Source organism: Vibrio hepatarius, from assembly GCF_011806575.1.
Lineage (GTDB): Bacteria > Pseudomonadota > Gammaproteobacteria > Enterobacterales > Vibrionaceae > Vibrio > Vibrio hepatarius_A.
In genome coordinates, this window is sequence record NZ_JAATOO010000028.1 from 23,471 (window position 1) to 49,518 (window position 26,048).

Annotated in this window: 28 protein-coding genes; 20 read left to right on the forward strand and 8 right to left on the reverse strand. The window is 44.2% G+C overall.

The window, feature by feature from the left end; translation table 11 throughout:
• The first annotated feature begins 195 nt into the window (after positions 1 to 195).
• Complete coding sequence (locus HCZ42_RS18290; RefSeq protein WP_167422195.1) at positions 196 to 2,013, forward strand: hybrid-cluster NAD(P)-dependent oxidoreductase; 1,818 nt, start codon at positions 196 to 198, stop codon at positions 2,011 to 2,013.
• Between the two features lie 35 nt (positions 2,014 to 2,048).
• Here the strand turns inward: HCZ42_RS18290 and HCZ42_RS18295 are convergent, their stop codons facing one another.
• Complete coding sequence (locus HCZ42_RS18295; protein WP_167422196.1) at positions 2,049 to 2,963, reverse strand: sensor domain-containing diguanylate cyclase; 915 nt, start codon at positions 2,961 to 2,963, stop codon at positions 2,049 to 2,051.
• Between the two features lie 173 nt (positions 2,964 to 3,136).
• Complete coding sequence (locus tag HCZ42_RS18300) at positions 3,137 to 4,036, reverse strand: DMT family transporter (RefSeq protein WP_167422197.1); 900 nt, start codon at positions 4,034 to 4,036, stop codon at positions 3,137 to 3,139.
• A gap of 100 nt (positions 4,037 to 4,136) precedes the next feature.
• On the opposite strand from HCZ42_RS18300, the gene HCZ42_RS18305 reads away from it, so the two are divergent.
• A complete protein-coding gene (locus HCZ42_RS18305; protein ID WP_167422198.1) occupies positions 4,137 to 4,925 on the forward strand; it encodes an AraC family transcriptional regulator in 789 nt (262 codons plus the stop codon).
• Here HCZ42_RS18305 and HCZ42_RS18310 read toward each other — a convergent pair.
• A complete protein-coding gene (locus HCZ42_RS18310) occupies positions 4,920 to 5,834 on the reverse strand; it encodes a M14 family metallopeptidase (protein ID WP_167422199.1) in 915 nt (304 codons plus the stop codon). The genes HCZ42_RS18305 and HCZ42_RS18310 overlap by 6 nt on opposite strands.
• A 179-nt stretch (positions 5,835 to 6,013) precedes the next feature.
• Between HCZ42_RS18310 and HCZ42_RS18315 the strand changes: the two genes are divergently transcribed.
• A complete protein-coding gene (locus HCZ42_RS18315; RefSeq protein WP_167422200.1) occupies positions 6,014 to 6,922 on the forward strand; it encodes a DUF808 domain-containing protein in 909 nt (302 codons plus the stop codon).
• Positions 6,923 to 6,948: 26 nt separating this feature from the next.
• Here HCZ42_RS18315 and HCZ42_RS18320 read toward each other — a convergent pair whose 3' ends face one another.
• Positions 6,949 to 7,596: a DsbA family oxidoreductase gene (locus HCZ42_RS18320; RefSeq protein WP_167422201.1), complete on the reverse strand. Its 648-nt coding sequence runs from the start codon at positions 7,594 to 7,596 to the stop codon at positions 6,949 to 6,951.
• Positions 7,597 to 7,807: 211 nt separating this feature from the next.
• Here HCZ42_RS18320 and HCZ42_RS18325 point away from each other — a divergent pair, with 211 nt between their 5' ends.
• Positions 7,808 to 9,163, forward strand: a complete 1,356-nt coding sequence (locus HCZ42_RS18325; RefSeq protein WP_167422202.1) for an alpha-amylase family protein — start codon at positions 7,808 to 7,810, stop codon at positions 9,161 to 9,163.
• A 56-nt stretch (positions 9,164 to 9,219) separates the two neighbouring features.
• Here the strand turns inward: HCZ42_RS18325 and HCZ42_RS18330 are convergent, their stop codons facing one another.
• On the reverse strand, positions 9,220 to 9,825 hold the full coding sequence (locus HCZ42_RS18330) for an AraC family transcriptional regulator (RefSeq protein WP_167422203.1): 606 nt from the start codon (positions 9,823 to 9,825) through the stop codon (positions 9,220 to 9,222).
• Between the two features lie 176 nt (positions 9,826 to 10,001).
• Between HCZ42_RS18330 and HCZ42_RS18335 the strand changes: the two genes are divergently transcribed.
• Positions 10,002 to 11,102: a 1-acyl-sn-glycerol-3-phosphate acyltransferase gene (locus HCZ42_RS18335; protein WP_167422204.1), complete on the forward strand. Its 1,101-nt coding sequence runs from the start codon at positions 10,002 to 10,004 to the stop codon at positions 11,100 to 11,102.
• 49 nt (positions 11,103 to 11,151) lie between these two features.
• Here the strand turns inward: HCZ42_RS18335 and HCZ42_RS18340 are convergent, their stop codons facing one another.
• On the reverse strand, positions 11,152 to 11,751 hold the full coding sequence (locus HCZ42_RS18340; protein ID WP_167422205.1) for a hypothetical protein: 600 nt from the start codon (positions 11,749 to 11,751) through the stop codon (positions 11,152 to 11,154).
• 136 nt (positions 11,752 to 11,887) lie between these two features.
• Positions 11,888 to 12,178 (reverse strand): YfcZ/YiiS family protein, encoded by a 291-nt coding sequence (locus HCZ42_RS18345; protein ID WP_167422206.1) that lies wholly within the window; start codon positions 12,176 to 12,178, stop codon positions 11,888 to 11,890.
• A gap of 493 nt (positions 12,179 to 12,671) precedes the next feature.
• Here HCZ42_RS18345 and HCZ42_RS18350 point away from each other — a divergent pair, with 493 nt between their 5' ends.
• The 6 genes from HCZ42_RS18350 (at position 12,672) to rplT (ending at position 18,169) form a co-directional block, all read left to right on the forward strand.
• Entirely contained in the window at positions 12,672 to 13,130 is a 459-nt protein-coding gene (locus HCZ42_RS18350) for a TetR/AcrR family transcriptional regulator (protein WP_167422207.1), read from the forward strand.
• Between the two features lie 143 nt (positions 13,131 to 13,273).
• Complete coding sequence (locus HCZ42_RS18355; protein ID WP_167422208.1) at positions 13,274 to 14,764, forward strand: NAD(P)H-hydrate dehydratase; 1,491 nt, start codon at positions 13,274 to 13,276, stop codon at positions 14,762 to 14,764.
• A 222-nt stretch (positions 14,765 to 14,986) separates the two neighbouring features.
• The gene (thrS, locus tag HCZ42_RS18360) at positions 14,987 to 16,915 is read left to right on the forward strand and encodes a threonine--tRNA ligase (protein WP_167422209.1); all 1,929 of its coding nucleotides are present in this window, start codon (positions 14,987 to 14,989) and stop codon (positions 16,913 to 16,915) included.
• Positions 16,916 to 16,918: 3 nt separating this feature from the next.
• Entirely contained in the window at positions 16,919 to 17,470 is a 552-nt protein-coding gene (gene infC / locus HCZ42_RS18365; protein ID WP_167422223.1) for a translation initiation factor IF-3, read from the forward strand.
• Positions 17,471 to 17,579: 109 nt separating this feature from the next.
• The gene (gene rpmI, locus HCZ42_RS18370; protein WP_005377932.1) at positions 17,580 to 17,774 is read left to right on the forward strand and encodes a 50S ribosomal protein L35; all 195 of its coding nucleotides are present in this window, start codon (positions 17,580 to 17,582) and stop codon (positions 17,772 to 17,774) included.
• Between the two features lie 41 nt (positions 17,775 to 17,815).
• Positions 17,816 to 18,169 carry a 50S ribosomal protein L20 gene (gene rplT / locus HCZ42_RS18375; RefSeq protein ID WP_004401084.1) on the forward strand — a complete coding sequence of 118 codons (354 nt, stop codon included), beginning with the start codon at positions 17,816 to 17,818 and terminating at the stop codon, positions 18,167 to 18,169.
• Positions 18,170 to 18,227: 58 nt separating this feature from the next.
• Here rplT and HCZ42_RS18380 read toward each other — a convergent pair whose 3' ends face one another.
• Entirely contained in the window at positions 18,228 to 19,190 is a 963-nt protein-coding gene (locus HCZ42_RS18380; protein ID WP_167422210.1) for an integron integrase, read from the reverse strand.
• Between the two features lie 249 nt (positions 19,191 to 19,439).
• On the opposite strand from HCZ42_RS18380, the gene HCZ42_RS18385 reads away from it, so the two are divergent.
• The 9 genes from HCZ42_RS18385 to HCZ42_RS18430 all read left to right on the forward strand — a co-directional run bounded on the left by HCZ42_RS18385 (position 19,440) and on the right by HCZ42_RS18430 (position 25,584).
• Positions 19,440 to 19,895, forward strand: a complete 456-nt coding sequence (locus HCZ42_RS18385; protein WP_069507772.1) for a DUF6998 domain-containing protein — start codon at positions 19,440 to 19,442, stop codon at positions 19,893 to 19,895.
• Positions 19,896 to 20,049: 154 nt separating this feature from the next.
• A complete protein-coding gene (locus HCZ42_RS18390) occupies positions 20,050 to 20,409 on the forward strand; it encodes a VOC family protein (protein ID WP_167422211.1) in 360 nt (119 codons plus the stop codon).
• A gap of 163 nt (positions 20,410 to 20,572) precedes the next feature.
• Positions 20,573 to 21,127, forward strand: coding sequence for a hypothetical protein (locus tag HCZ42_RS18395; protein WP_217702301.1), 555 nt, complete (start codon positions 20,573 to 20,575; stop codon positions 21,125 to 21,127).
• A gap of 184 nt (positions 21,128 to 21,311) precedes the next feature.
• Entirely contained in the window at positions 21,312 to 21,674 is a 363-nt protein-coding gene (locus HCZ42_RS18400; RefSeq protein WP_167422212.1) for a hypothetical protein, read from the forward strand.
• Between the two features lie 3 nt (positions 21,675 to 21,677).
• On the forward strand, positions 21,678 to 22,400 hold the full coding sequence (locus HCZ42_RS18405) for a hypothetical protein (RefSeq protein ID WP_167422213.1): 723 nt from the start codon (positions 21,678 to 21,680) through the stop codon (positions 22,398 to 22,400).
• Positions 22,401 to 23,032: 632 nt separating this feature from the next.
• The gene (locus HCZ42_RS18415; RefSeq protein WP_167422214.1) at positions 23,033 to 23,455 is read left to right on the forward strand and encodes a GNAT family N-acetyltransferase; all 423 of its coding nucleotides are present in this window, start codon (positions 23,033 to 23,035) and stop codon (positions 23,453 to 23,455) included.
• Between the two features lie 653 nt (positions 23,456 to 24,108).
• Positions 24,109 to 24,318 (forward strand): hypothetical protein, encoded by a 210-nt coding sequence (locus HCZ42_RS18420; RefSeq protein ID WP_167422215.1) that lies wholly within the window; start codon positions 24,109 to 24,111, stop codon positions 24,316 to 24,318.
• Between the two features lie 259 nt (positions 24,319 to 24,577).
• Positions 24,578 to 25,039, forward strand: coding sequence for a HEAT repeat domain-containing protein (locus HCZ42_RS18425; protein WP_167422216.1), 462 nt, complete (start codon positions 24,578 to 24,580; stop codon positions 25,037 to 25,039).
• Between the two features lie 146 nt (positions 25,040 to 25,185).
• Positions 25,186 to 25,584 carry a hypothetical protein gene (locus HCZ42_RS18430; RefSeq protein ID WP_167422217.1) on the forward strand — a complete coding sequence of 133 codons (399 nt, stop codon included), beginning with the start codon at positions 25,186 to 25,188 and terminating at the stop codon, positions 25,582 to 25,584.
• The last annotated feature ends 464 nt before the right edge of the window (positions 25,585 to 26,048 follow it).

Here is a 26,048-nt window from a genome sequence, read left to right on the forward strand (position 1 = left end):
AAGCGCAAACTTAAAACGGCCTAAAAGTGAAGTTTTCATGAGCGCTTTTCTTTAGTAAAGCAATAATTTAGGCATTTTCCGATGTTTGGGGTGAATGTTACATGAACGAGACAAAATGAGAATTTAAACATCTTCAAGACATGGCTATCGGGTTGAGTATAATAGTTGCACAATAATCGATGCCTAGGATTAGCAATGTCAGCTCCAACTCTGTCTCAAATAAACGTCTTTCCAGTCAAATCTGTCGGTGGAATTGCTCTATCGACAGCGTGGGTCGAAAAGCAAGGTCTCACCTTTGACCGTCGCTTTATGCTCGCTTTCTCCGATGGCTCCATGGTCACCGCACGAAAATACCCGCAAATGGTTAAGGTGCGATCCAGTTTGACACCCGATGGATTGATTTTTAGCGCAGAAGGCCACGCGTCGTTACGTATTTGCTACGCCGATTTTAAGCTGCAGGAAGCACCAGCTCAGGTATGGAAAGATAATTTTATTGCTTATACCACCACAGATGAAGCCGACGATTGGTTTAGCCAAGTATTGGGACAACGAGTGGAATTGCTGTATTGCGGTGAGCAGTCAAACCGAGTTCGAGAAAAACTAGGCCACAACGTGAGTTTTGCCGACGGCTATCCGCTGCTAGTGATCAGTGAGGCGTCGCTTGCTGAACTAAACCGTCGTAGCCCAGAAACGCACTCGATGGATCAATTCAGAACCAACTTAGTCGCAGCGGGCACCGAACCTTTTGCCGAAGACAGTTGGAAGCGTATCCGAGTTGGTGAGGTAGAGTTTGAGGCGGTCAAGCCTTGTGAGCGCTGCGTGTTGACTACTGTTGATGTCACAAAGGGCGCGTTTCGCGCGAGCAAAGAGCCGCTGAACACCTTATCTCAGTTTCGTGCTAACGAACGAGGTGGAGTGTTCTTTGGTCAGAATTTAGTAGCAAAAAATGAAGGCATGATTCGACAAGGTGATGTCATCGAAGTACTTGAGTATAAAGACAAAGAGTTTTACCCCGACAATTCGCCACAAAGCTACTTAATGACGTGTGTGGAGCGCGAAGAAATCGCGCGTGATTTTGTCACGTTCTGGTTGGAACCAAGCCAAGGTCAGGCGCCGGATTATTTGCCGGGTCAGCACTTGCCAATCAGTGTGGAAATCGACGGTGACGTAGTTGGCCGTCATTATACGTTGTCTTCTAGCCCGTCTCGTCCGGGTCGTCTGGCTATTTCAGTCAAACGTATCGATAGCGGGCGAGTGTCTAACTGGCTGCTGGATAACCTTGAAGTGGGTGCAACGTTAAGTTGTGAACAGCCCGGTGGCAGTTTCCATCTCAAAGAGCGTAACGATAAACCCGTTCTGCTGCTTTCAGCAGGCAGTGGCGTGACGCCAATGATGTCAATGTTACGTTATCTCTCTGACCACGACCAAGTGGACGATGTGGTGTTCTATCACCAGTGTCGCAGCGTGGAAGATATTCCATACAAAACGGAATTGGATGAGCTAAAGTGTAAGCACGCAGGGTTAACGGTGCTGATTTCGTTATCGCAAGCGCCGGATGACTGGTTTGGCTTAAAAGGTCGCCTGACACTTGCACATCTGAAGAAAATCAAACACGTCGAGCAAAGACAAGTGTTTGTCTGTGGCCCAGATGGCTTCATGCAGAAAGCGAAAAACATGTTGCTGAAGAAAGGCCTTCCTGACGAGCATTACCATCAGGAAGCGTTCGGTGTCAGTAACATCAGCCAGCAACCATTGAAGCAAATTACCATTAGCGTCAATGGTCACCTCTTTAGCGGTGATAACCAGAAGACGCTGTTGGAGCAAGCAGAAGACGCAGGCGCACCGATCGCCAATAGCTGCCGTGCTGGCTTGTGTGGCGCATGTAAGGTGACGGTTGAATCTGGTAAAGTGCATCAACCGGATGTGCCAGCATTGCAAGAGCATGAACGCAATATGGGAATGGTATTGGCATGTTGTAGTGTGCCGCAAACCGATATCGAAGTGGTCAGTTAATCATGAACAGCCCTGACTCACATCAGGGCTGTTGTCTATTTGATCGACGTTATGTTTCGACCGAGATTTTTTGATTCGTAGAGTGCTTTGTCCGCGCGGCGGTATAAGTCAAAAAAGTCATGGTCTTCAGGAATTAATTCAGTGACGCCGCAACTGATACTCAACGGTGGCTGTCGGTTATCGTTGAACGGCAATTGGCTGAATTGGATTCGCAGACGTTCAGCAATTTCATACGCCTCGTTAGCGTCGGTTTGGTTAACGATGATCAGAAATTCTTCTCCGCCGATACGACCACAACTATCCGCTTTGCGCAAATTGCTGCGGATAAGATTTGCCAAACTGACGATGACCTTGTCGCCGAAGTCATGACCAAAGGTATCGTTGATGAGTTTAAATCGGTCGACGTCGATGACAATGCAGGCTAGGGGCGTGTCGTTCTTGATCGCCTGTTTAAACTCAGCAGAGAAACTTTGCCAAAGCTTACGGCGATTATAGAGTTGGGTCATTTCGTCGGTGTTGGCAAGCTCGGTCAGTTGCTCGCGCAGTTCGACAATATCGGTAATATCGGTAGAAACACCAATCAGACCAATAACCTCTTTGGTCACTGAGCTGAAAATCGGATTTTTGATGGCACGGTAGACCTTGAGTTTGCCATCCTGAATCGCTACTGCGTGCTCTTCGGTGACAACCGAATGTCCGGATTCAAAGACCTTTTGATCACTGTCGAGTATATCCTTGAGCATTTCCGGTTGGAAAAACTCGTGGTCGGTTTTGCCTCTTAGGTGGTCCAGTGTGGTGTTGAACAGCTTCAAGGTGAGTTTGTTAGCGTACAAGTACTCACCTTGACGGTTTTTGATAAACACAAAAGAGCCGATCTCGTTTAAAACTACTTCGTGCAATGTAAAGTGTTCGTGGTCGTATATGTCTTCTATTCGTTCTAGTTCAATCATCTGACCTCCACATGTTATGAGGCCTAGCCGTAGACTGACGTTATAAGTGTGGTGTTTGTCCTTATCTGAACAAGCCCGCGAGCATGAACTTATCCAGATGTCGTATTCGGTGATTAAAGAGCGGTGTTATATAAATCCCACCTATAAACATATACCTAATTTCCCACTTTCACCTAGACTTGCTCTACGTTTTGTACTGGCTGAATTGATTTTTTGTGAAGCTTAACCTGTGACAAGATAACCCCACCGATCACCAAGGTACCGCCGACCAAGTGATACATATGAACCTTTTCCCCTAGTAAAGCAGCGGCAAGCGTAATCGCAACAACTGGCATCAAGTTCATAAACATGGCGCTAGAATCTGCGCCAATTAAGTCAATCGCTTTGACCCACATCCACGGCGCAGCAACAGACGCCGCCAATCCAGCGTAAGCAATTAAAGGTAAAGATTCGCTAGGTGGTGCGAGCTGCTCGCTTGATAGCCATAGCGGGACCAACATTATTAGCGCTAACACGCCTTGGCTGTAGACCATCACCCAGTTAGATAAAGGCATTTTCCAGCGTTTGAGTAGCACGCAGTACGCTGCGTAGCAGACCGAAGTTAACACCATCAGACCATCGCCAGTGGTAATACTGCTGTGAATAAAGAAGGTCATATCGCCTTGGCCAAGCATAAAAGCCAGTCCTGTCAAGGCTATGATGCCGCCGACAATGCTATTGAGGGAGATTGATTTGCCCAGTAATGGAACGCTCATAAAGACACTCATCAAAGGGACTAATGAAGTGATCAGTGCCATGTTGGACGCGGTTGTGGTCAAACCGGCGTAGTAACCCAAGGATTGGTTGAGTACCATGCCAAGTAGCGCGAGACAGCCAATTTTCGATAAGTTAGGTTTGATAAGGTGCCACTGCTTGAGCGCGCTTGGTAGGCAGAATGGTGTGAGCACAACAACCGCCAAGAACCATCGATAGAAGCTCATCGCACTTGGTTCGATCACCTCAGACGCCATTTTGTTAATAATGGTATTTCCGCCCCAGATGCAGACAGTAATGAAAGGTAATAGGTACACCATGTGAGCTCCACCGCAATATTAAGAGTAGCGACTAGTGTGACAGGTCGTTATAATTACAAATATCTCCAAAAAGACATCGCGAGCTATAGGAAGACAAAGTTTGAGAAAGTCAGCGAAACACCTTCATCCATCGTTATCAATCGATAAAGCACCATCTGACGTGTTTATGAATTTCGAAGCGTTTTTGTCAAACACCGAAACCCGTATGCACAGTCACCCTTGGGGGCAAGTGCAGTTAATTAGCGGCGGCATTTTGGAGATGGAAGCGGAAGGCACCCGTTTTCTCGCACCACCACACTTAGCGATTTGGGTGCCGGCAGGGGTTAAGCACACCAGTTACAACCGAAAGCCACTGTCGTATTGCTCGCTCAATATAGCGAAAGGGCTGACGACGAATTTTCCTGATTGCACTAGCCTCATCAAAGTGACGCCAATTGTGTCCGCCATCATCGACGATTTCAGGCAACGCGATATCAATGTTGCTGAGAGCGAGCAAGATAAGCGCTTAGTGCAGGTGCTTCTTGACCAACTGGCGACGCGTGATACTCAACACCATTTCCTGCCGTCGACGGATCACAAATATCTAGCGAAGATACTGGCGGCAGTGGAAGAAAATCCGATTGATAACACCAGCCTTTCTGAGTGGGCAGCGCGAGTGCACACGACAGAGCGCACTTTGGCGCGTCACTGTCAGTCTGAACTGGGGATGAGCTTCACCGAATGGCGTTTGCGAGTTCGCTATCTTTATTCGATGGACTTATTAAGAAAGGGACATTCGGTAAAAGAAGTGGCGCTGACGCTCGGGTACAACCAGGCGAGTCCGTTTATTGCGATGTTCAAAAAATACTCCGGGCAGACCCCGGAGCAATATAAAAACAAATTACTATAGCGTTTGAATCACGTAATCAAGCGCACCAACGATTGCCGCAACTTGCGCGTTGTTACACTCTTCATCCGTGACTTTCGGGCTGTCTGGGTACACTTCAGTTGTGGTGCCATACTGACACTGTGTTACGCCGCCACAGAGGCCGAGTTTTACCATCGGGTAGTTAATCACGCCGTGTTGGGTAACGGGGGAGCCGATGATCTCGCCATTTTCGTCAGCTGGCGCAATGTGAGTGACTTTGCTTACCGACTCAATCACGGCTTTTTGAAATTCAGGTTGTGGGTTTTCACTGTCACCGACGGTGTAAAAACCATCTGGAATTGAACCTGGAACATACTCAACCCCATCACGTGCCGCGAGAGCTGGACGAAATTCGCTTTCGTCTGTGTCAGTCGTCTCATGCAAATCGATGTGCACTAAAATCTCTTCTTTAATCGACGCGACTAACTTGATCAGGTTGGCCGATTCTTCCGCAGGACTATTGGCATAGAATGAACGGTTTGGATCGAGTGCTAACGGGTTCCAGCGGTTGATCGTTTCGTATCCCCAAGGACTCACACATGGTGCGATGATGATGTTGAACTGCTCGCTGTAGCGTTCCATTTCGTTTGCAGCAAATTTCAGGGCTCCGTGGACACCGCTGGTCTCATAACCGTGAACGCCGCCAGTGACAAGCACGACGGGCTTGTTTGCATCCCATGATTTGCTCTTGATGCAAAACAGCGGATAGCGCTCTGGATCATACGACAAGGCTCCGTATTGCTCGACAGTAAACTGCTGCGCCAGTGATTGAATCTTAGGCACAACTTCTTGCTGATATTCACGTTTGATGGTGGTTTGTTCACGCCACGCGACACGTTCTGCGTCGCCCCACTTTTGGCCGAGGGTACCGATTGGATAAGAACTGAGCATTACCTTGCCTTTATTGTTTTTGAAAATACTCGCACAGGATAAAGCGCGCCAGAAGAGCAAGCAATGTTTGTCTGGCTAACGCACGGAAGTTTGACTTATGAGTGATATTTCAGTTTGTAGTCTCAACGTGGGGTGTTACATTTGCTTACATCGATAGTAATGCAAACAAGAGCGTATTTATGGCGGGAGCAAGTTTACTTACACTGCTCGACGATATAGCGAGCGTATTGGATGATGTCGCGGTGATGTCAAAAGTCGCCGCAAAGAAAACCGCGGGTGTGTTGGGCGACGACTTAGCACTCAACGCACAGCAAGTGTCTGGTGTGACGGCAGAACGTGAGATCCCAGTGGTTTGGAGTGTGGCTAAAGGCTCGTTTCGCAACAAGTTGATATTGGTGCCGGCTGCGCTGTTGATCAGTTCCTTTATCCCTTGGTTAATCATGCCACTATTGTTGATGGGTGGACTTTTCCTCTGTTACGAGGGCGCTGAAAAGGTGCTCGAGAAATTGTTTCATGGTGAAGAGCACCCGCAAACGGATAGTGCAGAGTTAGAAGCGATCAGCGATTCGATTGAAGAGTATGAAAAGAAAAAAATCGCAGGTGCGATCCGCACCGACTTTATCTTATCTGCTGAGATCATCGTAATTGCATTGGGTACGGTACAAGGGGCGTCGACGAGCACGCAAATCTTAGTTGTGAGCTTAATCGCCGTGCTGATGACCATCGGTGTGTACGGTCTGGTTGCGGGTATTGTTAAACTGGATGACTTAGGTTTTTATCTTGAAAAGCGCAGTCAGGGTAAAGGGCTGCTGTTTTCTATTGGGCAGGGCTTAATCGCTTTTGCACCTAAACTGATGAAAGCGCTGACCGTGATTGGCACTGCAGCAATGTTCTTGGTCGGTGGCGGCATCGTTGTGCACAACGTACCCATGATTCATCATTGGGTGGAGCCGATCATCATGAGCATTCCGGATATTTCCTTGGCTCAAGCGCTGTTTCCCACCTTGATGAACGGCTTGATTGGTGCGGTATCTGGCTTGGTTGTAGTGGCTATTTTCTCGATCATTGCTAAGATCAAGCAAAGCTAATCTGAATATCGCGCTAGGTTAGTGTCCTAGCGCGGATTCGCAATGATTTGTTCTAAGGCAGAAACCAACAGTTCTGGTGTTTGCGCGCCCGAAATCAGATGTTTTTGATTGATGATGATCGCGGGTACGGCGTTGATCCCCGCCTCAAGCCACTGGTGTTCGGTGTGTGCAACGGTTTCCGCCCAACTCGGATCTTGTATTACCATGCTCGCGACTTCTGGGTCCAAGCCAACGTCTTGGGCACATTGAACTAGGATTTGTTCGTTACTGATGTTCTGGTTTTCACTAAAGTAAGCGTGGAACAAGCGCATTTCTAAGTCGAATTGCTTATTTTCGCTCGATGCCCACATAATCAGTTGGTGCGCTTTGCGGGTATTATAAATACGCATATCGTCGGAAAAGTTGAATACAAAGCCAACTTCTTCGCCTAGCTTGGTCAAGTTTTTTCTTGCCGCGACACTCGCTTCGGTGGTGGTGCCGTATTTTTCGTGTAGGTGTTCACGTAGGTTTTGCCCCTGCTCACCCATTGCAGGGTTGAGTTCAAATGGGTGCCACTGAATCTCAGCGTCAACTTTGCCTGAGAGCGCTTTCAGTGCTAACTCTAAACGCTTGTAGCCTATGATGCACCAAGGGCAGACCACATCAGACACGATATCGATTTGAACCTTTTCCATGTTTCCTCCTACTGAATGTAATACGGTGAGTATAGTCTCAGTAGTGTGAAAATCCGCTAAGTGATTCGCGGTTCTGTGATTTCTACGCCTAACCACTACTACTTGAAAAGCATGGGTAAGGGGGATAAGTAATAAAAAACAGATTTGGTAATATGGGATCAGTTTGAGCTATCTGAAGTAGCAACTGAATAATAGGTATAAGGACATTGTCATGTTTACCTCTAACGCAACAGATGTAATTCTGCATGCTTTTGACTGGCCGTATTCGTTAGTGACTCAAAGGGCGGAACAAATCGCTCGCGCCGGTTACAAGCATGTTTTGATCTCGCCACCGATGAAATCGTTTAAGTCCGCTCAAGGGACACAATGGTGGCAGCGTTATCAACCACAAGACTATCGTGTGATTGATAATCAACTCGGCAATACCACAGATGTGAGAGAGATGGTTGCTGAGCTAAAAAAATACGGTGTGGGCGTATACGCCGATGTTGTGTTTAATCATATGGCGAATGAGTCATCGATTCGTAGCGACCTTTACTACCCAAGTTTTAAGGATCTAAAAGCTTACGCCGAGAAGGACGATTATTTCTTACAGCAAAAGTTGTTTGGTGATTTATCCAAGCCGCTGTTTTACCACAACCATTTTGTCGAAGCTTTTGGTATCGAAGATTGGCAAGATCAATGGCAGGTACAAAATGGTCGAATAACGGGCGGAGCGAGCGATCCGGGCCTACCGACGCTGCGAGTTTGTGACTACGTTATTGAACAGCAGCGCAACTATCTGTTTGCGCTTAAGTCGATTGGTATTAAAGGCTTTCGCATTGACGCGGCTAAACACATGAGTATCGAGCACTTAAAGCGGGTTTGGACCGATGATATTTGTGAAGGCGTGCATATCTTTGGTGAGATCATCACGAATGGTGGCGTGAGCAAACCGGAATACGAGCTGTTTTTAGAGCCGTTTCTTGCTAACACTAAGTTTGGCGCGTACGACTTTCCATTGTTCCAAATGACGTACGACGCATTAGCAGAAAATGGCAGCTTGAAAGAGCTGGTGGACCCATACTGTTTTGGTCAGGCGTTGTCTGAAAACCGCGCGGTGATATTTGCGATTACCCACGATATTCCTAACAACGATGTGTTTGCCGATTTGGTGATGGACGAAGAGCTGGAATGGCTCGCATATACTTATGTACTTGGTCGAGACGGCGGCGTGCCGCTGATATACACCGACTTGGACACCTGCGGCTTGACTGATAAACACGGTCAAGCGCGATGGCTCAACGCTTGGAACGAGCCTAAGATGGTGAAAGCGATTGGTTTTCACAACAAGATGCACGCCAAACCGATGAATATACTTGAGGCGTCTGATGATTTGCTTGCGTTTAGTCGTGGTGAGGAAGGGATCGTAATCATCAACAAGTCAAAGCGAAGTCAAACCTTTGAGGTGAAAACGACGCACAATTGGAAAGATGTATTGACGGGTAAAGTGCATGTGGGTGAGGCAGAGATTCTTAAACTGAATATCGCTCCTGTGAGCAGTATGATGTTGATTGCCGCCAAATAAAATAAAGCGCACCTAGCGTGCGCTCTATTTGCTATTGCGGTGCTGTGGGTGCTGGCTTATTTACCCAACAACAATGCTTCAAGCTGGCCATACGCGCTATCGTCACCGTTAAACAACAGCTCAATCACTTGCGCCCGTTTTTTACCCGATAACATCATCTTGTTGGCTTCACGAACTTTGAGTACCAGTTGTTGTTCGCTGGAAAGTGCAGAGTCACGGCAATCCCTATGCCATTGGTTGATGTTGCGGGTTAACTGGCTTTCTTTCAACTTTGGCTGCATTGTGCTCAATTCGTGGCGCATGACTCTGAGTTGGTCGTTGAGTATTTCGTTATCATTGTCGATATCATGGAGTCGATTGATCAGCGCTTGGCTTAACTCATTCAGCGCGACATAGCCGCCTTGTTTTGGCAGTGGCGAAGTGACACGGCAAGAAACTTCTACTAACTGAACCGTGGTATTTGGGAAATAAGTGATTGAGCATAACGTATCAAATGGTAACCAAAACGTATGACCGGCCTCAACCGCGTACTCTTGTTTACCCAGTTTTGCTAGCACCAAACCATCACGCACGTACAGCAGGGTGTGTTTCAATAATTTGCGTCTTGGAGTGCTGTGGAGAAAATCTTGTCGCAGTAATTGATGTGAGATGGCGTAGTGCATGAAAATACTCGTATCTATTGGGGCGCTAAGGGTAACTTTTCTGGCAAAAAAAGCCAATATCAATTCTATATAGTACGATTACGTGGTCTGACCTTTTCAAATCTGAGAGAAGTATAGCTGATAAGAATGCTAACTATGCGTAGAATGAGCCAGCTTTTTGAATTATGAATATAACAATGACTATAACTAACGATCCATTTATTGATATCCGTCCATATAATGATGACGAGATTCCAGCGGCGATTGACCGCTTGGTAAACGACGAAGAATTTATTAGTGCCATTCTTCAGCACCGCTTTTCTAACCATGCAGGTTGGTTTAAGGCGATCATGTCACCTTTAGTAAAGGTGTACCTGAAAATGAAATGGTCCAAGTTGAACTCAGTCGAAACGATTCAGCTTGAAGTAAAGAAGTACCTTGAGCAAACCTTAGCGACGACCACCAAAGGCGTCACCTATAGCGGTTTGGATAAGCTAGACAAACAAACATCTTACTTGTTTGTCTCGAACCACCGCGATATCGCGATGGATCCGGCGTTGGTTAACTATGGTCTTCACCAGAGCGATCACAAAACAGTGCGTATCGCGATTGGTGATAACTTGCTGAAAAAACCTTGTGCGACTGAGCTGATGCGCCTGAACAAGAGCTTCATCGTAAAACGCTCGGCGAAAGGCCCGCGTGAAATGATGAAAGCACTGGGTACGCTGTCGGCGTACATCAAGCATTCGTTGGATACTGGTCATTCTATTTGGATTGCACAGAAAGAAGGTCGCGCGAAAGACGGCAATGATTATACCGATCCTGCGATTCTTAAGATGTTCCACGTTGAAGGACGTAAGCAAAAAGTTGACTTTGCCGAGTACATTAAATCGCTGAAAATTGTTCCGGTGTCGATCTCTTATGAGAATGACCCGTGTGACATCGCTAAAGCCAAAGAGCTTTGGGCGAAAGCAGAAAAAGGCAGTTACGAAAAAGGTGAGTTCGAAGATATCGAAAGCATCATTCAAGGTATCGTCGGTGACAAAGGCCATGTTCATGTGGCGTTTGGTGATGTGATTGAGCAAGACTTCGATACGCCAGAAGCGCTAGCGGAAGAAATCGACCGTCAGATCCATCTGCACTACAAACTGTTCCCAATTAACAAGTTGGCAGCAGGCGATGAGTCAGTAAGCGAAAACGTAAAAGCGGTACTGGAAGATAAGTTGATGCAGTTACCAGAAGGCGCGAGACCTTATCTGATTGCCAGCTACGCTAATCCGGTCAACAACCAGAAATAACGTAAAAAGGGATGTGCCAAGCATCCCTTTTTCTATTTTAATCTTTCCCCTAAGGAGCGACCGCTCCACCAAGCGTTAAGTTACTCGGCCACTTTGTGATTCGGTTGCCGCCCAGATAAATATTACCTTTCACCGTCATCGTATCGGGAAACTCTGTCAACCCTGAACCACCAATGTATAAGTTGCCGTCGACGGTTAAACCCTCAGGCAGTGCGGTCAATGGCGTGCGAATCACACTAAGATCGCCTTTCACTCGTAACCTTGGAGGCAGAAAGGTTAATGGCGTATCGGTGAGGTTCAGGTAGCCTCCCAATTTGATCTTTGACGGCCAACGAGTGATTTTAGAACCGAGTAAGTTGGCGTAACCTTTAATGCTCACCCCTTTGCCGAGGCTTTTAAGTTCACTATTGGACGCTTCTAGACTGCCTAAGATTTGCACGCCTGCGGGCAGCTTTTTTATCGTGGTTTTGGCGATGTTGAGATTGCCTTTTATCACCAAACCGGATGGCAACTCGCTATAAGGTTTGTTGCGCAGATCCAAATTCCCGTAGTTATCCAAGTGATTTAGAATACGGAACTGATCAAGCGGTTGAGCAACCCCATGAACAGCAGTCAGCGATAGCAGTGTGGCGAGAAAAATTCGTCTCATAAGGAAGCATTAGAGTGAGTTTGCGTTTAAGTATTAATGAGTAGGTTAGGTAAGGTCAATGTTTGTTGATTGAGGGTATAGAAAAACGGGCAAGATGCCCGTTTTTTGACGCTTTGATGTGTTTTAAACCACATTTTTAGCGCGCTAGAGAACGTGTTTTGAGTTCAAAGATAAGTTTTTCCGCACTCACTTCAAACTGAAAACGAGCGGTCAATTGTGTCGAACCATCTTCGATTTCTGACGCTTCATACTTTACTTCCGCCGAGACTTGTTTGGCGAGTTCGATGTACTTGTCTAGTTCAGCCTGAAGTAAAGATTTATCATTACCGTTAATGATCACTTCCGCGACATTGTCGCCTTCTCTGATGAAAAAGCCCATTTCACCAGCGCAGCCACAGGCTTCACATACTTCTTTTTCAGTGCTCATCTCAATATCCTCTTACAAAATATAGGGGCATTCTAACCAGTATTAAGTCTTTAATCCATATCTTACATGAGACCTGTTGCAATAAGGGAAGTACGCCATTCTGCTGTCATAAGTTGTCAAGCGAACGCTAATCCACACGAATAGTAATGAGATCTATGTCACTAAAATGCGAAAAGAAGTGTCATTTTATTGTCGGAATGGAATTCTGTCAGTTGTAAGGGGCTCTAATTTATAAGAATATCGGCAAGCACAATTAATATAAACATAAAAACATTGCCTATTCATTTCATAGATTCATGTGATGTGTGTTTGTGAAGGTTTAGCTTAATGGTCACAATTTTTTGACCTACCAAGTTTGACTACGATGCAGTACCGACTTTTGATTAAGCAGTTCTTTTGTCTTGTTGCTTGTACTGTCTTGGAGCTATTCGATTAGGTTTCATTAGCTAACTCTGTTTGAGTTAGGCGGGTTTACAAAAAGAAGAGCCAGAACATGCCAAAGCGTAGTAAAGAAGATACCGAAATCACTATTCAGAAAATCATGGATGCCGTTGTTGATCAGCTGTTGCGACTGGGTTATGACAAGATGTCATACACAACTCTAAGTCAGCAAACTGGCGTATCTAGAACTGGTATTAGCCACCATTTCCCAAAAAAGACAGACTTCACAGCCGCGCTTGATAGCCGTATTTTCAAGATGTTTGTTGAACATGTCGATTTTGACAATGGACTGGATTCATTTTCTAGCAGTTGGGTGACCGCGTTAGATAATGAAGAGTTCCGCGCTATTTTGCGTTTACTGTTCCACCATATTGTGACCACGCAAAATACGCATGAGTTTGCGATTAACGGCATTGACCGTCTGTACAAAATGACAGAGTCGCAGTTTGGCGGATCAAGCTCTAAAGAGTTGGAATGGCTTATCGGTAAGTCATTGGTTCGCATGGTGTAATTGTATTACCAACCTCATTGATATGAGCCTTCCTCGGAAGGCTCTTTTTATTGGCGCAAAGCAAGAGTTAAATCCACTCCACACATCGCATCTCTCATGCCTGTTACACTATTGATATTCAACCACGGATATCATCATTGCTTATGAGCTTACCAAAGCAGCTATACACTGGCGATCAAGTCAAACAAGGCGAAGCGCAAGCGGCAAAAAATGCGGGCTACTCACTTTATCAACTCATGGAAATGGCAGGTGAGTCGGTCTTTCGTGTGCTGGAAGAAGAATACCCTCGAGCGCAGAACGTTACCGTTTTGTGTGGCGGAGGTAACAACGGTGGGGATGGCTTTGTCGTGGCACGCTTGGCGAAACAAGCTGGTTTGGCTGTGCAGTTGATTAGTAACGTGGATGAGTCTCGTTATGTTGGTGACGCGCTGCAGGCAAAACAATCTTGGCTGAAAAGTGGTGGCTCAATTTTATCTCAAGAAGCGCTCAGCGACTGTTTAACGGCCGCAGATGTGATTGTTGATGGTTTACTCGGAACCGGATTAAGCGGCATGGTGCGTGAAGATACGCGCGCTATGATCGAGAGCGTCAACCAGTGCGAGAAACCCGTGATTGCGATCGATATTCCGTCTGGTCTGTGCTCGGATACTGGCACGGTTTTGGGGGACGCTATCTGTGCTCAGCATACCGTGACGTTTATCGCCATTAAACAAGGTCTGTTAACTGGTCAGGCGCGTGACGTCGTCGGCAAGCTACATTTTTCTGGCTTAAACGTCCAAAGCCAGTTTGCTGAATTGGTCGCTTCAGATGTCGATATACTGAGTTTGGATGGGTTGCTGGGCGAGTTTCCTAAGCGCTGCGCGACCGCTCATAAAGGTAAACATGGAAGACTGCTTTGTATTGGTGGCAATCAAGGCTATGGCGGTGCGATTCGTATGTGCGCACAAGCTGCGGTCAGAAGTGGGGCGGGATTGGTCAGCTGTGTTTGTCATCCTGTTTCAAGTTTACCTTTGATGGTCGCTTGCCCAGAAGTGATGACCATCGGTTGGCAAGACGACCTTGAGCTGCTTGCTTCCAAATCGGCAGCACAAGATGTTTTAGCATTCGGACCTGGCTTAGGGACGGATTCTTGGGCACAAATACTGTTTCACCATGTTCAGTCTTTGTCTATCAATAAGGTGGTGGACGCCGATGGCCTCAATCTTCTTGCCCAAAGTCCTAATGTCGATGCAAACAGAGTGATCACACCACATCCTGGAGAAGCGGCGAGGTTGCTGAACTGCAGTGTGGCAAAAATTGAATCAAACCGATATGCGGCGGTAAAACGGCTACAAGACAAATTTGGTGGTGTCGTGGTGCTCAAAGGAGCTGGAAGCTTGGTTTGTGATGGTCGCCGCACCTATGTGTGTTTGGCTGGAAATCCAGGCATGGCAACAGGCGGAATGGGCGATGTATTGACCGGTATTATCGCCGCCTTAATTGCCCAAGGTGTAGAACTTTCTGCTGCGGCAAGGCTCGGTGTGCAACTTCATAGCCAAGCGGCTGATTCAGTCGCCGCAGAGGAAGGAATGATTGGTCTGCTCGCCAGCGATGTGATTGGTAAAGTGCGCCAACTGCTGAATTTTTCTGCATAAATTGCCTATGCTGAGACAAGGATTTCTGAGTGCTTTTTTGTGACTTTGATTGTTATTTTGAGCGATTTAGTTACAATGCTCGTTCGTTCCTCAGTTGTGCATCCGTATTTGCATATAAAAGGACAGATATTCTCGTCTTTAACGCTCTGATTTTAAATGTTAAAGACTCGTTTTGAATTGCATGTGTTGCTTGGTGTGCAACACCACTGTAAGGATATTTAAATGCCAATTATTACTCTTCCTGACGGCAGTCAGCGTCAATTTGACAACCCAGTCTCTACTCTTGAAGTCGCTCAATCTATCGGTCCTGGTCTGGCTAAAGCCACCATCGCTGGTCGTGTAAACGGCAACCGTGTTGATGCTTGTGATCTTATCGAAGAAGATGCCAGTCTTGAAATCATTACAGTAAAAGATGAAGTTGATGGCCTAGAAATCGTTCGTCACTCGTGTGCTCACCTTTTAGGTCATGCGATTAAACAGCTTTACCCTGAAGCTAAAATGGCGATTGGTCCGACAATCGACAGCGGTTTTTACTACGATATCGATCTAGAGCAGTCTCTAACGCAAGAAGATCTTGAAAAGATCGAAAAGCGTATGAAAGAACTGGCTAAGACCAAATACCAAGTTATCAAGAAAAAGGTAAGCTGGCAGGAAGCGCGTGACACCTTTGAGTCACGTGGCGAATCTTACAAGATCGAAATCTTGGACGAAAACGTTGCTCGCGACGATCGTCCGGGTCTATACCACCACGAAGAATACATCGATATGTGTCGTGGCCCACACGTACCGCACATGGGCTTCTGTCAGCACTTTACGCTATTGAACGTTGCAGGCGCGTACTGGCGCGGTAACAGCGATAATAAGATGCTGCAACGTATCTACGGTACGGCTTTCCACGATAAGAAAGCACTAAAAGCGCACCTAACGCGTCTAGAAGAAGCGGCGAAGCGTGACCACCGTAAAATCGGTAAACAGCTCGACCTATTCCATATGCAGCAAGAAGCACCGGGTATGGTGTTCTGGCACCACAACGGTTGGTCGATTTTCCGAGATCTAGAAGTGTTCGTTCGTGAGAAATTAACAGAGTACGAATACCAAGAAGTGAAAGGTCCGTTAATCATGGACCGCGTGCTTTGGGAACGTTCTGGTCACTGGGACAAGTACGCAGATGCGATGTTCACAACGGCTTCTGAGAACCGCGATTACGCACTGAAACCAATGAACTGTCCTGGTCACGTACAGATCTTTAACCAAGGTCTAAAATCGTACCGCGATCTACCGCTACGTATGGCGGAGTTTGGTTCATGTCACCGTAACGAACCGTCAGGTGCACTGCACGGTATCATGCGTGTACGTGGCTTTACTCAGGATGACGCACATATCTTCTGTACAGAGAGCCAAATCCAAGAGGAAGTGACTGGCTGTATCAAGATGGTATACGATACGTACCAAACTTTCGGTTTCGAAAACATCGTGGTTAAGCTATCCACTCGCCCTGAAAAGCGTGTTGGTTCAGACGAAATTTGGGACCAATCTGAAGAAGCACTTAAGCAATCTCTTGAAGCAATGGATATTCCATACGAAATTCAAGAAGGCGAAGGCGCATTCTACGGTCCTAAAATTGAATTTACCCTGTACGACTGCTTAGACCGTGCATGGCAATGTGGTACCGTTCAGCTAGACTTCAACCTACCGGGTCGTCTAGGCGCATCTTACGTAGATGAAAACAACGAACGTCAAGTTCCAGTGATGATCCACCGTGCGATTCTAGGCTCTCTTGAACGTTTCATCGGTATCTTGATCGAAGAGTACTTTGGTTTCTTCCCAACGTGGTTATCACCAGAGCAAGCGGTTGTCATGAATATTACTGACAAACAGTCTGATTACGCTCAGGAAGTTGCTCGAAAACTACAAAAAGTTGGAATTAGAGCAAAAGCGGACTTGAGAAATGAGAAGATTGGCTTTAAAATTCGCGAACATACTTTAAAGCGTGTACCGTATATGCTGGTTTGTGGTGACCAAGAAATGGAAGCCGGTGAAATCGCAGTACGAACTCGTAAAGGTAAAGATCTCGGCAAGTTTAAAGTGGATGACTTTATTTCATACATCCAAGACGAGATCTCTAGCCGTAAGCTCAATCTGGAGGAATAAGCTATTAAAGGCGGAAGACGCGGCCAACAGCCGGTAAAACAAAACCCACACCGTTTAAACGGTGAAATTCGTGGCGTTCGTGAGGTTCGACTAACAGGCGCTGACGGTGAATCAGTCGGTGTTGTATCGATTCAAGAAGCGGTCGCAGCGGCTGAAGAAGCAGGTATGGATCTCGTAGAGATCAGTCCTAACGCTGAGCCACCAGTCTGTCGTGTGATGGACTACGGCAAATTCCTCTTTGAGAAGAGCAAATCTGCTAAAGAGCAGAAGAAGAAGCAAAAACAGGTTCAGATTAAGGAAGTAAAATTCCGTCCTGGAACTGATATTGGAGACTATCAGGTAAAACTACGCAACCTGACGCGTTTCCTTGAAGAAGGCAACAAAGTGAAAGTAACAATTCGCTTCCGTGGCCGAGAAATGGCACACCAAGACATCGGTGTCGACGTTCTTAAACGCTTGAAAGAAGATACTGCAGAACTTGCTGTAGTGGAATCATTTCCAAGCCGCATTGAAGGTCGCCAGATGATCATGGTTCTTGCCCCTAAGAAGAAGTAATTAACGGCTTTGCAAGTAATTGACCCTGCCGTTCCTTTTAGGAAGCGGCGGGGTTTGTTCGCCCTAATTACTATTGTTTATACAACTCAACAATGCGGAGTTATTCATCATGCCTAAGATGAAAACCAACAAAGGTGCTGCTAAGCGTTTTAAGAAAACTGCTGGTGGTATTAAGTACAAGCACGCTACAAAACGTCACATCCTGACTAAGCGTACTACTAAGAACAAGCGTCAACTACGTCCTAACGCAATCCTTCCTAAATGTGAAGTGGCTGCAGTTATTCGTATGTTGCCATACGCTTAATTCTTTTTAGTTTATCAATCGTTTAGTTTAGGAGAAGCATAATGCCTCGCGTAAAACGTGGTGTACAAGCTCGTGCACGTCATAAGAAAGTTCTAAAACAAGCTAAAGGTTACTACGGTGCACGTTCACGTGTTTACCGCGTAGCTTTCCAAGCAGTTACTAAAGCTGGTCAATACGCTTACCGTGACCGTCGCAACAAGAAACGTCAATTCCGTCAACTATGGATTGCACGTATCAACGCTGCATCTCGTCAAAATGGTCTATCTTACAGCCGTTTCATCAACGGTCTTAAGAAAGCATCTATCGAGATCGACCGTAAGATCCTTGCTGATATCGCGGTATTCGACAAAGCTGCATTTGCAGTTCTAGTTGAAAAAGCAAAAGCTGCTCTTTAATTAGCAGTTTAGGTTTAAGAAAAGGGGAGCTCCGGCTCTCCTTTTTTATATCTGAAATTCACAATCTCGAAAGAGGGCTAATCACACCAGCCGCGCCCCGCTCCAACACGTGAGTGTAGATTTGTGTAGTCTTTACATCACTGTGGCCTAATTGCTCCTGTACGGTACGAATATCAGCTCCCGCCTCAAGTAAGTGCGTCGCGAAGCTATGCCTTAGCGTATGGCATGTGACATTCTTCTTTATCCCGGCATCTTGTGTCGCCCGCTTAACCGCCCTTTGTAAGGCGGCCTCATTAATATGGTGCCTTCTAGTCAGTCCAGAATCTAGATCTTGAGATAACCGCATGGATGGAAACAGATAATGCCAATTAAAATCCATTTCCGCACCTTGGTATTTTTTCTGTAGCGAAGGCCGAATCCAAACACCCGCATAGCCAGGGTAATTCATGTCTTTTTTGTAATACCTGAGTGCTAACGCTTCTTGCTCTTTTAAAAGTGGAATCGCTTCTTTTGCCAATGTGACAACTCTATTTTTACCACCTTTACCTTGCCAAATTCGTACTGCGTTGTAGTGGTAGTCTATATCCTGAACTCGTAACCTTACACATTCCATTACACGCAGCCCAGAACCATATAGCAACATAATATGAAGCTTATATCGTGGATCTATGTGAGTTAAGAACTGGCGAAGTTCCTCTCGCGTCAGTACTACTGGCAGCTTGCGATCTAATAACGATTTTTGAAACTTCATTTCCATCGAAAGTGGGGTTCTAAAGTATTCGCGGTAGAGGAAACTGATTGCGTTGAGCGCGAGTGCTTGAGTTTTTGCAGCGACTTTGTCGTGCACGGCCAAGTGAGTAAGAAATGCTTCGACATGTGATTCATCGAGTTTCGACGGGTGTTGCATGTTGTGAAACGCAATGTATTTAGTAATCCACAATATATATGCTTTGACGGTTTTAGGCGCATAGTGCCTAGCATACATGTGTTCTTTAACGCTAAGCAAAAACTGGCTTTTCATATTACTATCCTTGATAAAATTAAGCTGTATATATATACAGTTTAACTGTTTTTCTACAAACTCAAGAATTAGTGCACACTTTGCATGCTAACTGAGATGAGTAGCGCGACAATGGTTATGACTAATCTATAAGTTTCATAAAGTTGTGTGATAGGATCTGATAAGTTGTGGTAGGTTTAAAATAACGCTTGAAAGAAACTATACCGACAGTTTGTTGGATAGAAGGCGTTATACCCTTTGGGAGAAAGCATGGCGAAACAAGAGCTAATTGAGGCTGCTTTAAAAGAAATCTTCTCGGGGATAGAGCTCCTGAGAAAAGCTCAACCGAAGAAAGAGTTTACAATTGATGGTCGTTTGGTTGGGGATATTGGTGAAACGATTGTTGAAAGAGATTATGATCTTTGGCTGTATTCTGGCATGGAAAAAGATTATGACGGTGAAACACCATGTGGGCGTAAAGTGCAGATAAAAGCAACATTTAAAGACTCGCTAACTTTTAAGAAAGTCTCTGATTACTACATTGGTATCAAAATTTCTCAGGATGGCTCCTATACAGAAATATTCAATGGTCCTGGATCATATATCGCTAGAGAGTACTCTCATCGAAAGGGATTTGGTGAAAAGCTCTTATCGTTTCCAAATAAGCGTCTAAAAGAACTGTCGTCAGAAGTTCCTCTAGGCGAACGAATTCAAAAACGGGTATAACAAACAATTTAAGAGGGATTCCCAACGCTTGGCATTTTTGCTTCTACTTCAAATTAAGTGTTTATAGCACAATGCTTTGGTTTGGGTGGTAGCGTTGCTCACCCCTTAATTGGGCGTTATACGCTTATCAGGACAATCAAAAAGGAGCAAGGAAATGAATCAGCATGAGAAACTTAATTATGTTGAGTTTGGCGCAAAAGACTTAGAGTCGACAAAATCATTCTTCTCTTCAGTTTTCGGTTGGGAGTTTGTCGACTACGGACCTGAATATACAGCTTTTTCAAATCAGGGATTAGACGGTGGTTTCTTCAAAGCCAATTGTTGCAGCCAAACTAATACCGGTGGAGCACTTTTGGTATTCTACAGCTCTGACATTGAAGATACTCTAAATAAAGTCGTTCAAAGTGGTGGTGAAATCATTCGCCCTATATTCGAATTCCCTGGTGGTTGCCGTTTTCATTTTCTAGAACCAAGTGGCAATGAGTTCGCAGCGTGGTCGGAAGCCCGCGTATAACAAAGCATTTAAGAGGGATTCACAACGCTTGGCGGTTTCGGTTCAAAGTTTAGCTTAAGTGTTTATGACACAATGTTTTAGGTAGGTGGTGGCGTTGTTCACCCCTTAATGCGGCGTTATGTACCTAGGTGTTTAAATTAGTCGATTAGAAAAATAAAAAATCATGAAAAAAGAAATATTAGAAGCATTAGAGTGTTCGATGAAAAGAATTGATAATTCTTATCCTATAAACAGAGAAGTCGATTTTCAATCCGTATTATTTGGTGAGCTGTATAAAGCTTTACCAGAGGCTATTATCCGCTTTGAACATATTCTGCAGAAGGATTATCAATCGTATCGTTTGCGAGGTCGTTCGAATAACAATCGAAAAAGCAGGGTGGACTTGTATATCCAAACTCCAACCAATGTAATTGTTATAGAGTTGAAGTATTTCAAAGGTGCAAGCAGTGAAGATTGTACTGATATGCTTGCTGACATAGCAAAGGTTGAAAGAATTGTTGAATCAGGAGAGGCAAATGAAGGTTTCTGCTTCCAATTAGTCAAAGAAGGTGTTGTTAAGCGTTTACCTAAAGGGCGCATTGAGGCTAAGTCATATAAAAAAGAGGTTGGTCGTTGGGATTATGATTTTGAGATTAAAGGAAAATATGAAATCACTCCTGAATTACAAGCTAATGGTCGTTCTCTAATTGCTCATCATGTTCAACCAATACGCACATAACAAGCAATTTAAGCAGATTCACAACGCTTGGCACTTTTGTTTCTACTTCAGTTTTAGTGTTTATGGCACAATGGCTTAAGTGTGGTGGTCGCGTTGCTCACTACTTAATTGGGCGTTATACATTTTGTTGACTATGGTACGTTGTGCCTTATAATGCGTCATCACTTTATTATATGAAAAAACAATGGAATACACAGAGTTTTTATTGCCAAGCATTATATTGATGCTGTCGTTTTTGCTCAAAATGTGTATAGATCGAGAGGTAGACATACCCACATCAATCTATGCTGTATTAGAGCTTCCTGTCGATGTTTTTGTTTTAGCTACATCATTTGTAGCTGCATTTACAATCGCTAACCCTGAAAAGTTCGAAAAAGGCATTTCGTTTTTCTCAATTTATATTGCTTTAGTTGTAGTCACAGTTATTCTGTGGAGAAAAAGCTGTAAATCATTTGAAGCAGAGAAACATAAAGTGACTGTAGGCTTGACCTTTGCAAACTACTGCATCTGCCTGTTTGCGTTATATAAATCTATTGTATTGGTGTAAGTTATGAGTATAACTATAGGTGAAATTACAGCAGTTTTGTTACCTGCTATTTCGATTGTCGCGGTACTGGTAGCGTTACTATCTAACTATCAATCAAATAAAATGGCTCAGCGATACAATGAAGAAAAAAACAAAGCTGAGTTAGAAATGTTACGTGCTAATTTCGAGTCAAAGATCTATTCATTGAATGAGAGATTGGTTGCTCGTGAAGATAGGTGGATGGACTCTAATCACTTGTTGGTTAAGTCATCAATAAACAAAAATGAACATTACTTTGATAGTTCAGTAGTAAATCCGGATAAATTTTTGTCATCAATGGGTGTTTATCAGGAAGATTTAGTTGTTAAAAGAGATCAGGTTTTTATCTTGACTCCTTTTCATGAGATGTTTGATAAAGATTATTACACTATTGAAAAAACTTGTTTGGAATATGGTTTTGATGTTGCTAGAGGTGATGAAAACTATATTAAAGGTGATATTTTAGCCCATATTCTAAAGCGCATCTGTGAGTCAGAATTAATCATAGCAAACATTACTGGTAGAAATCCCAACGTATTCTATGAGTTAGGTCTTGCTCATGCTTTAGGTAAGCCTGTGATAATTATCAGTAAAGGTATTGATGATATTCCATTTGATTTGAGAAGTAAGCAGATTTTGGTGTACAAGGAAAGCTCGGAATTAAGCAACAAGCTAAGGCTGGCGATAGCAAACACAATCCGTGCATAAAATGTATAACAAAGCATTTAAGAGTGATTCCCAACGCTTGGCATTTTCGATGCTAATCGTTGGGTTTTGTGTTTATGGTGGTATGGTTTAGTTTCGTGGTAGCGTTGCTCACACCTTAATGCGGCGTTAGTTGCCAATGAGAAAAGCGCAGCTAAATCAGAATGTTTAGGGCTAATGTCCGTGTGTTTTTGGCTAGGTTTTCTTATTTCAATTTCTAGTTATTTGGGCTTGTGAAAATCGTTCTTCGGTTTTTTGTGCTGTTCAGTCTTTCTATTTCGGAAACCGATTTACTTGTTGAAAGTCAGCTTTGTAATATTGTCATTCTCAAATGAGCTTTTTGGTGTTGTTAGTCCGTTTTCTACGGCGTTTTGAGTTCCAAGTGGTTTCAGTGACAGGCGCTTTGGCACTACGCCTGACTTGAGTACATAAAAGCCCATTAAGTTTGTTGTTTGCAAAGTTTAAACTGACATAAAATCAGCGTATTGGAAGTGGCAACTAACAAATTGTTCAAGAGGGATTCGCAACGCGTGGCATTTTTACTATGCGTTGTTTTTAGTGATTAAGGCGGTATGCGGCAGCATCGGCATTGCGTTGCTCACCCCTTAACAAGGCGTTATGTTTTTTGAGGAAATATGGACATACGAAAGGTTACCACAGCAGAGGTTTTACCCATTAGGCATCTTGTTTTATGGCCTAATAAATCGCCTTCATTCTGCGAAGTCGAAGGGGATGACTCTGCTACTCACTATGGCGCGTATGCTGGCGGGAAACTGGTATGCGTAGCATCTGTTTATAATAATGGTCATGAAGCTAGGCTCAGAAAATTTGCTACTCTGCCTGAATACCAAGGGCAAGGAATCGGCACTAAGGTTATCGAGAGTCTGGTGCGTGATTTGAAGCGAGAAAATGTTAGTTATTTTTGGTGTGACGCACGAACTTCAGCATTGTCTTTCTATCAGAAGTTTGGGTTGTGTGTTGAAGGTGAAGAGTTTCACAAATCAAATGTAGCGTACTTCAAAATGTCTGTTTCGTGGGAGCAAGAACCACAAACATAACAAGGCGTTTAAGGCGGATTCACAACGCTTGGCGATCTCGGTTCAAGTCAGCTTAAGTGTTTAAGGTACAATGGTTTTAGTTTTGTGGTTGGCGTTGCTCACCACTTAACGCGGCGTTAGTTGCCAAGGAGAAAAATGCAGCTAAAGCAGAATGTTTAGGGCTAATATTCGTGTGTTTTTGGTTAGATTTTCGTATTTCAATTTCTAGTTATTTGGGCTTGTGAAAATCGTGCTTCGGTTTTTGTGTGGTTCGGTCTTTCTATTTCAGAAACCGATTTACTTGTTGAAAGTCAGCTTTGCAATATTGTCATTCTCAAATGAGCTTTTTGGTGTTGTTAGTCCGTTTTCTACGGCGCTGCGCGTTCCAAGTGGTTTCAGTGACAGGCGCTTTGAAATTGCGCTTGATTTAAGTTTCTTAAAACACGTAAAACTGGTGTTGGCAAAGCGGTAATTAGCACCAAATCAAAGCTTTAGGTTTGGCAACTAACAAAGCATTTAAGAGGGATTCACAACGCTAGGCAGTTTTGGTTTGAACTAGCTTTAGTGTTTACGGCACAATGGTTTAGGTTAGGTGGTGGCGTTGTTCACCCCTTAATGCGGCGTTGTGTGTCAGTTCGAGGACGCAAAAATTCCATGTTGGAGGAAATGAAATTATGAGTGGTACAAGTGAGTTCGAAAAAATGAATAAACAGGAGCTTTCTGATCATGCCAAATTTATAGACTCGACCATTGAAAGCTTGTTGCTAGATCTAAAGTCAGGCTCAAAGGTTAAATCCAATCAAGCGAGTATGAGACTTGATTTTTGGGAGAGCAAACGATTCGAGTTAGAAAAATTTTTGCGCAAGAATCACGATAATAGTTAGTTCGTCAATTTTCACGAAAGGTCTCTTTGGCTACCCAGTTTAAGAAGTTGAATGTTGTTACTAGGTAAATCTAAAATACATCGAAAATGACACACAACAAAGCGTTTAAGAGGGATTCCCAACGCTTGGCATTTTTGGTTTGATTCGGCTTTAGTGTTTACGGAACAATGGCTTAGGTTGGGTGGTGGCGTTGCTCACCCCTTAACGCGGCGTTAGCAATATTATTCAACTTCATAGTATTAAAAAATGAGGATATGAAATGTCAGAAAACAGTGGCTTAGAAAGTAAAATTAAAGGCTTAGTTAAAGCAGCGAATTGCAAAACCAGTTGGAAAAAGAGGCTTTCTGCATTACAAGAAATCAAATCTATAGACTGCCGTGAAAGAGAAGATGTGGTTGTCCGCTTAGCTCTTCATGACAAAGTTTACAAGGTAAAAGAGGAAGCATTTCGAGTTGCTCAAAGTTTAGGCTTTACTAAAAATGGACAGCCAATAAAGTTGGGACGAAAAAACATCGGATATAAGCCAAAAGACTTCACTAAAATTTTTCAGCGTATTAAGCGTGAGAAAAAAATGGAGGAGTTCAATTTAAGCCTGTTTCGTGAGCATTTTGAAATTGTTGCCCCTGAAATGTTCGATGTAATGCTATATGAAAAAGGAAACAAATTTGATGCTTGGCTTGAGAACTCGTTCCAATCATTACCCAAGCCAAAGCAGGGCTAAACATTGCTAACAAACGCTTTAAGACGGATTCGCAACGCGTGGCATTTTTGCCATGCGTTGATTTTAGTGATTATGGTGAAGTGCAGAAACACCGTATTGCGTTGCTCACCACTTAAGCGGGCGTTAGCAGAATTAAGAGTACAGTGATGAGTTTAGTTAAAGTGTTTTATGACCATAGGGCAGACGGAGAAGAGTTGGTCGTTTATGAAAAAAGTATCCGTCTATATAGAGAAGCTTGTGAAGTCATCGATCAATATCCTTGGGAAACAGAAATAGAACTGACTGAAAAGCTAGGTGTCGGGGGAGGCTTTCAGTTTATTCTCGGAGATGAGCGAGTTTATGCGTGCTATCAGTTTACACCTATTGATTATGAAAAGGGTTTTCTGTTTTTTGACTTAGTAATGGCTCCAGGTTTTTTGAATATCTTTGGTCGAAAATCTATTTCAAAAGATTTTGATGTTGTATCAATATCAGAAGCTAAAGTGAAAATAAAAGAGCTTTTTGATTATTCGGTAGCTTCGTTATATGAAAAATATAGGCGCTAGTCATTCTGCTAACAAAGCATTTAAGAGTGATTCCCAACGCTTGGCATTTTTCATTCCATCGCTGGGTTTTGTGTTTACGGTGGTATGGTTAGGTTTCGTTGTAGCGTTGCTCACACCTTAATGCGGCGTTAGCACTGGGTTGGAATCAAAGGTCAAAAGTTTTTATGTTTATTGGTTTCTTTCCCAGATTTACACCTGATCAAATGTGCCTCTCACGTTCGCTCCGGTGGCACTAGATGTATAGTTTTCGCTTGGATTTCACCGTTTACGGTTTCTAACTTTCGGGCTATTTCACTGGCTCGGTTTCTTTGATGCGGTTGATTTCTTGCCTTAAATTTGGCTATTTGTCGTGGTTGTTGAAGTCCGATGATCGAATCCTTTGCAAATTTTAATACTGCTAAAATCGGGCAGTTTTGCATGTTTTTCTTCTTGCCAACTTGCGCTTAAAGTTAGTTTTCAGTTTG

What these genes read in the sequence shown, in the direction of transcription:
- HCZ42_RS18290 (WP_167422195.1), top strand. Translation starts at nt 196, where the DNA reads ATGTCAGCTCCAACTCTGTCTCAAATAAACGTCTTTCCAGTCAAATCT.
- HCZ42_RS18295 (WP_167422196.1), bottom strand. Translation starts at nt 2,963, where the DNA reads ATGATTGAACTAGAACGAATAGAAGACATATACGACCACGAACACTTT.
- HCZ42_RS18300 (WP_167422197.1), bottom strand. Translation starts at nt 4,036, where the DNA reads ATGGTGTACCTATTACCTTTCATTACTGTCTGCATCTGGGGCGGAAAT.
- HCZ42_RS18310 (WP_167422199.1), bottom strand. Translation starts at nt 5,834, where the DNA reads ATGCTCAGTTCTTATCCAATCGGTACCCTCGGCCAAAAGTGGGGCGAC.
- HCZ42_RS18315 (WP_167422200.1), top strand. Translation starts at nt 6,014, where the DNA reads ATGGCGGGAGCAAGTTTACTTACACTGCTCGACGATATAGCGAGCGTA.
- HCZ42_RS18320 (WP_167422201.1), bottom strand. Translation starts at nt 7,596, where the DNA reads ATGGAAAAGGTTCAAATCGATATCGTGTCTGATGTGGTCTGCCCTTGG.
- HCZ42_RS18325 (WP_167422202.1), top strand. Translation starts at nt 7,808, where the DNA reads ATGTTTACCTCTAACGCAACAGATGTAATTCTGCATGCTTTTGACTGG.
- HCZ42_RS18330 (WP_167422203.1), bottom strand. Translation starts at nt 9,825, where the DNA reads ATGCACTACGCCATCTCACATCAATTACTGCGACAAGATTTTCTCCAC.
- HCZ42_RS18335 (WP_167422204.1), top strand. Translation starts at nt 10,002, where the DNA reads ATGACTATAACTAACGATCCATTTATTGATATCCGTCCATATAATGAT.
- HCZ42_RS18340 (WP_167422205.1), bottom strand. Translation starts at nt 11,751, where the DNA reads ATGAGACGAATTTTTCTCGCCACACTGCTATCGCTGACTGCTGTTCAT.
- HCZ42_RS18345 (WP_167422206.1), bottom strand. Translation starts at nt 12,178, where the DNA reads ATGAGCACTGAAAAAGAAGTATGTGAAGCCTGTGGCTGCGCTGGTGAA.
- HCZ42_RS18350 (WP_167422207.1), top strand. Translation starts at nt 12,672, where the DNA reads ATGCCAAAGCGTAGTAAAGAAGATACCGAAATCACTATTCAGAAAATC.
- HCZ42_RS18355 (WP_167422208.1), top strand. Translation starts at nt 13,274, where the DNA reads ATGAGCTTACCAAAGCAGCTATACACTGGCGATCAAGTCAAACAAGGC.
- thrS (WP_167422209.1), top strand. Translation starts at nt 14,987, where the DNA reads ATGCCAATTATTACTCTTCCTGACGGCAGTCAGCGTCAATTTGACAAC.
- rpmI (WP_005377932.1), top strand. Translation starts at nt 17,580, where the DNA reads ATGCCTAAGATGAAAACCAACAAAGGTGCTGCTAAGCGTTTTAAGAAA.
- rplT (WP_004401084.1), top strand. Translation starts at nt 17,816, where the DNA reads ATGCCTCGCGTAAAACGTGGTGTACAAGCTCGTGCACGTCATAAGAAA.
- HCZ42_RS18380 (WP_167422210.1), bottom strand. Translation starts at nt 19,190, where the DNA reads ATGAAAAGCCAGTTTTTGCTTAGCGTTAAAGAACACATGTATGCTAGG.
- HCZ42_RS18385 (WP_069507772.1), top strand. Translation starts at nt 19,440, where the DNA reads ATGGCGAAACAAGAGCTAATTGAGGCTGCTTTAAAAGAAATCTTCTCG.
- HCZ42_RS18390 (WP_167422211.1), top strand. Translation starts at nt 20,050, where the DNA reads ATGAATCAGCATGAGAAACTTAATTATGTTGAGTTTGGCGCAAAAGAC.
- HCZ42_RS18395 (WP_217702301.1), top strand. Translation starts at nt 20,573, where the DNA reads ATGAAAAAAGAAATATTAGAAGCATTAGAGTGTTCGATGAAAAGAATT.
- HCZ42_RS18400 (WP_167422212.1), top strand. Translation starts at nt 21,312, where the DNA reads ATGGAATACACAGAGTTTTTATTGCCAAGCATTATATTGATGCTGTCG.
- HCZ42_RS18405 (WP_167422213.1), top strand. Translation starts at nt 21,678, where the DNA reads ATGAGTATAACTATAGGTGAAATTACAGCAGTTTTGTTACCTGCTATT.
- HCZ42_RS18415 (WP_167422214.1), top strand. Translation starts at nt 23,033, where the DNA reads ATGGACATACGAAAGGTTACCACAGCAGAGGTTTTACCCATTAGGCAT.
- HCZ42_RS18420 (WP_167422215.1), top strand. Translation starts at nt 24,109, where the DNA reads ATGAGTGGTACAAGTGAGTTCGAAAAAATGAATAAACAGGAGCTTTCT.
- HCZ42_RS18425 (WP_167422216.1), top strand. Translation starts at nt 24,578, where the DNA reads ATGTCAGAAAACAGTGGCTTAGAAAGTAAAATTAAAGGCTTAGTTAAA.
- HCZ42_RS18430 (WP_167422217.1), top strand. Translation starts at nt 25,186, where the DNA reads ATGAGTTTAGTTAAAGTGTTTTATGACCATAGGGCAGACGGAGAAGAG.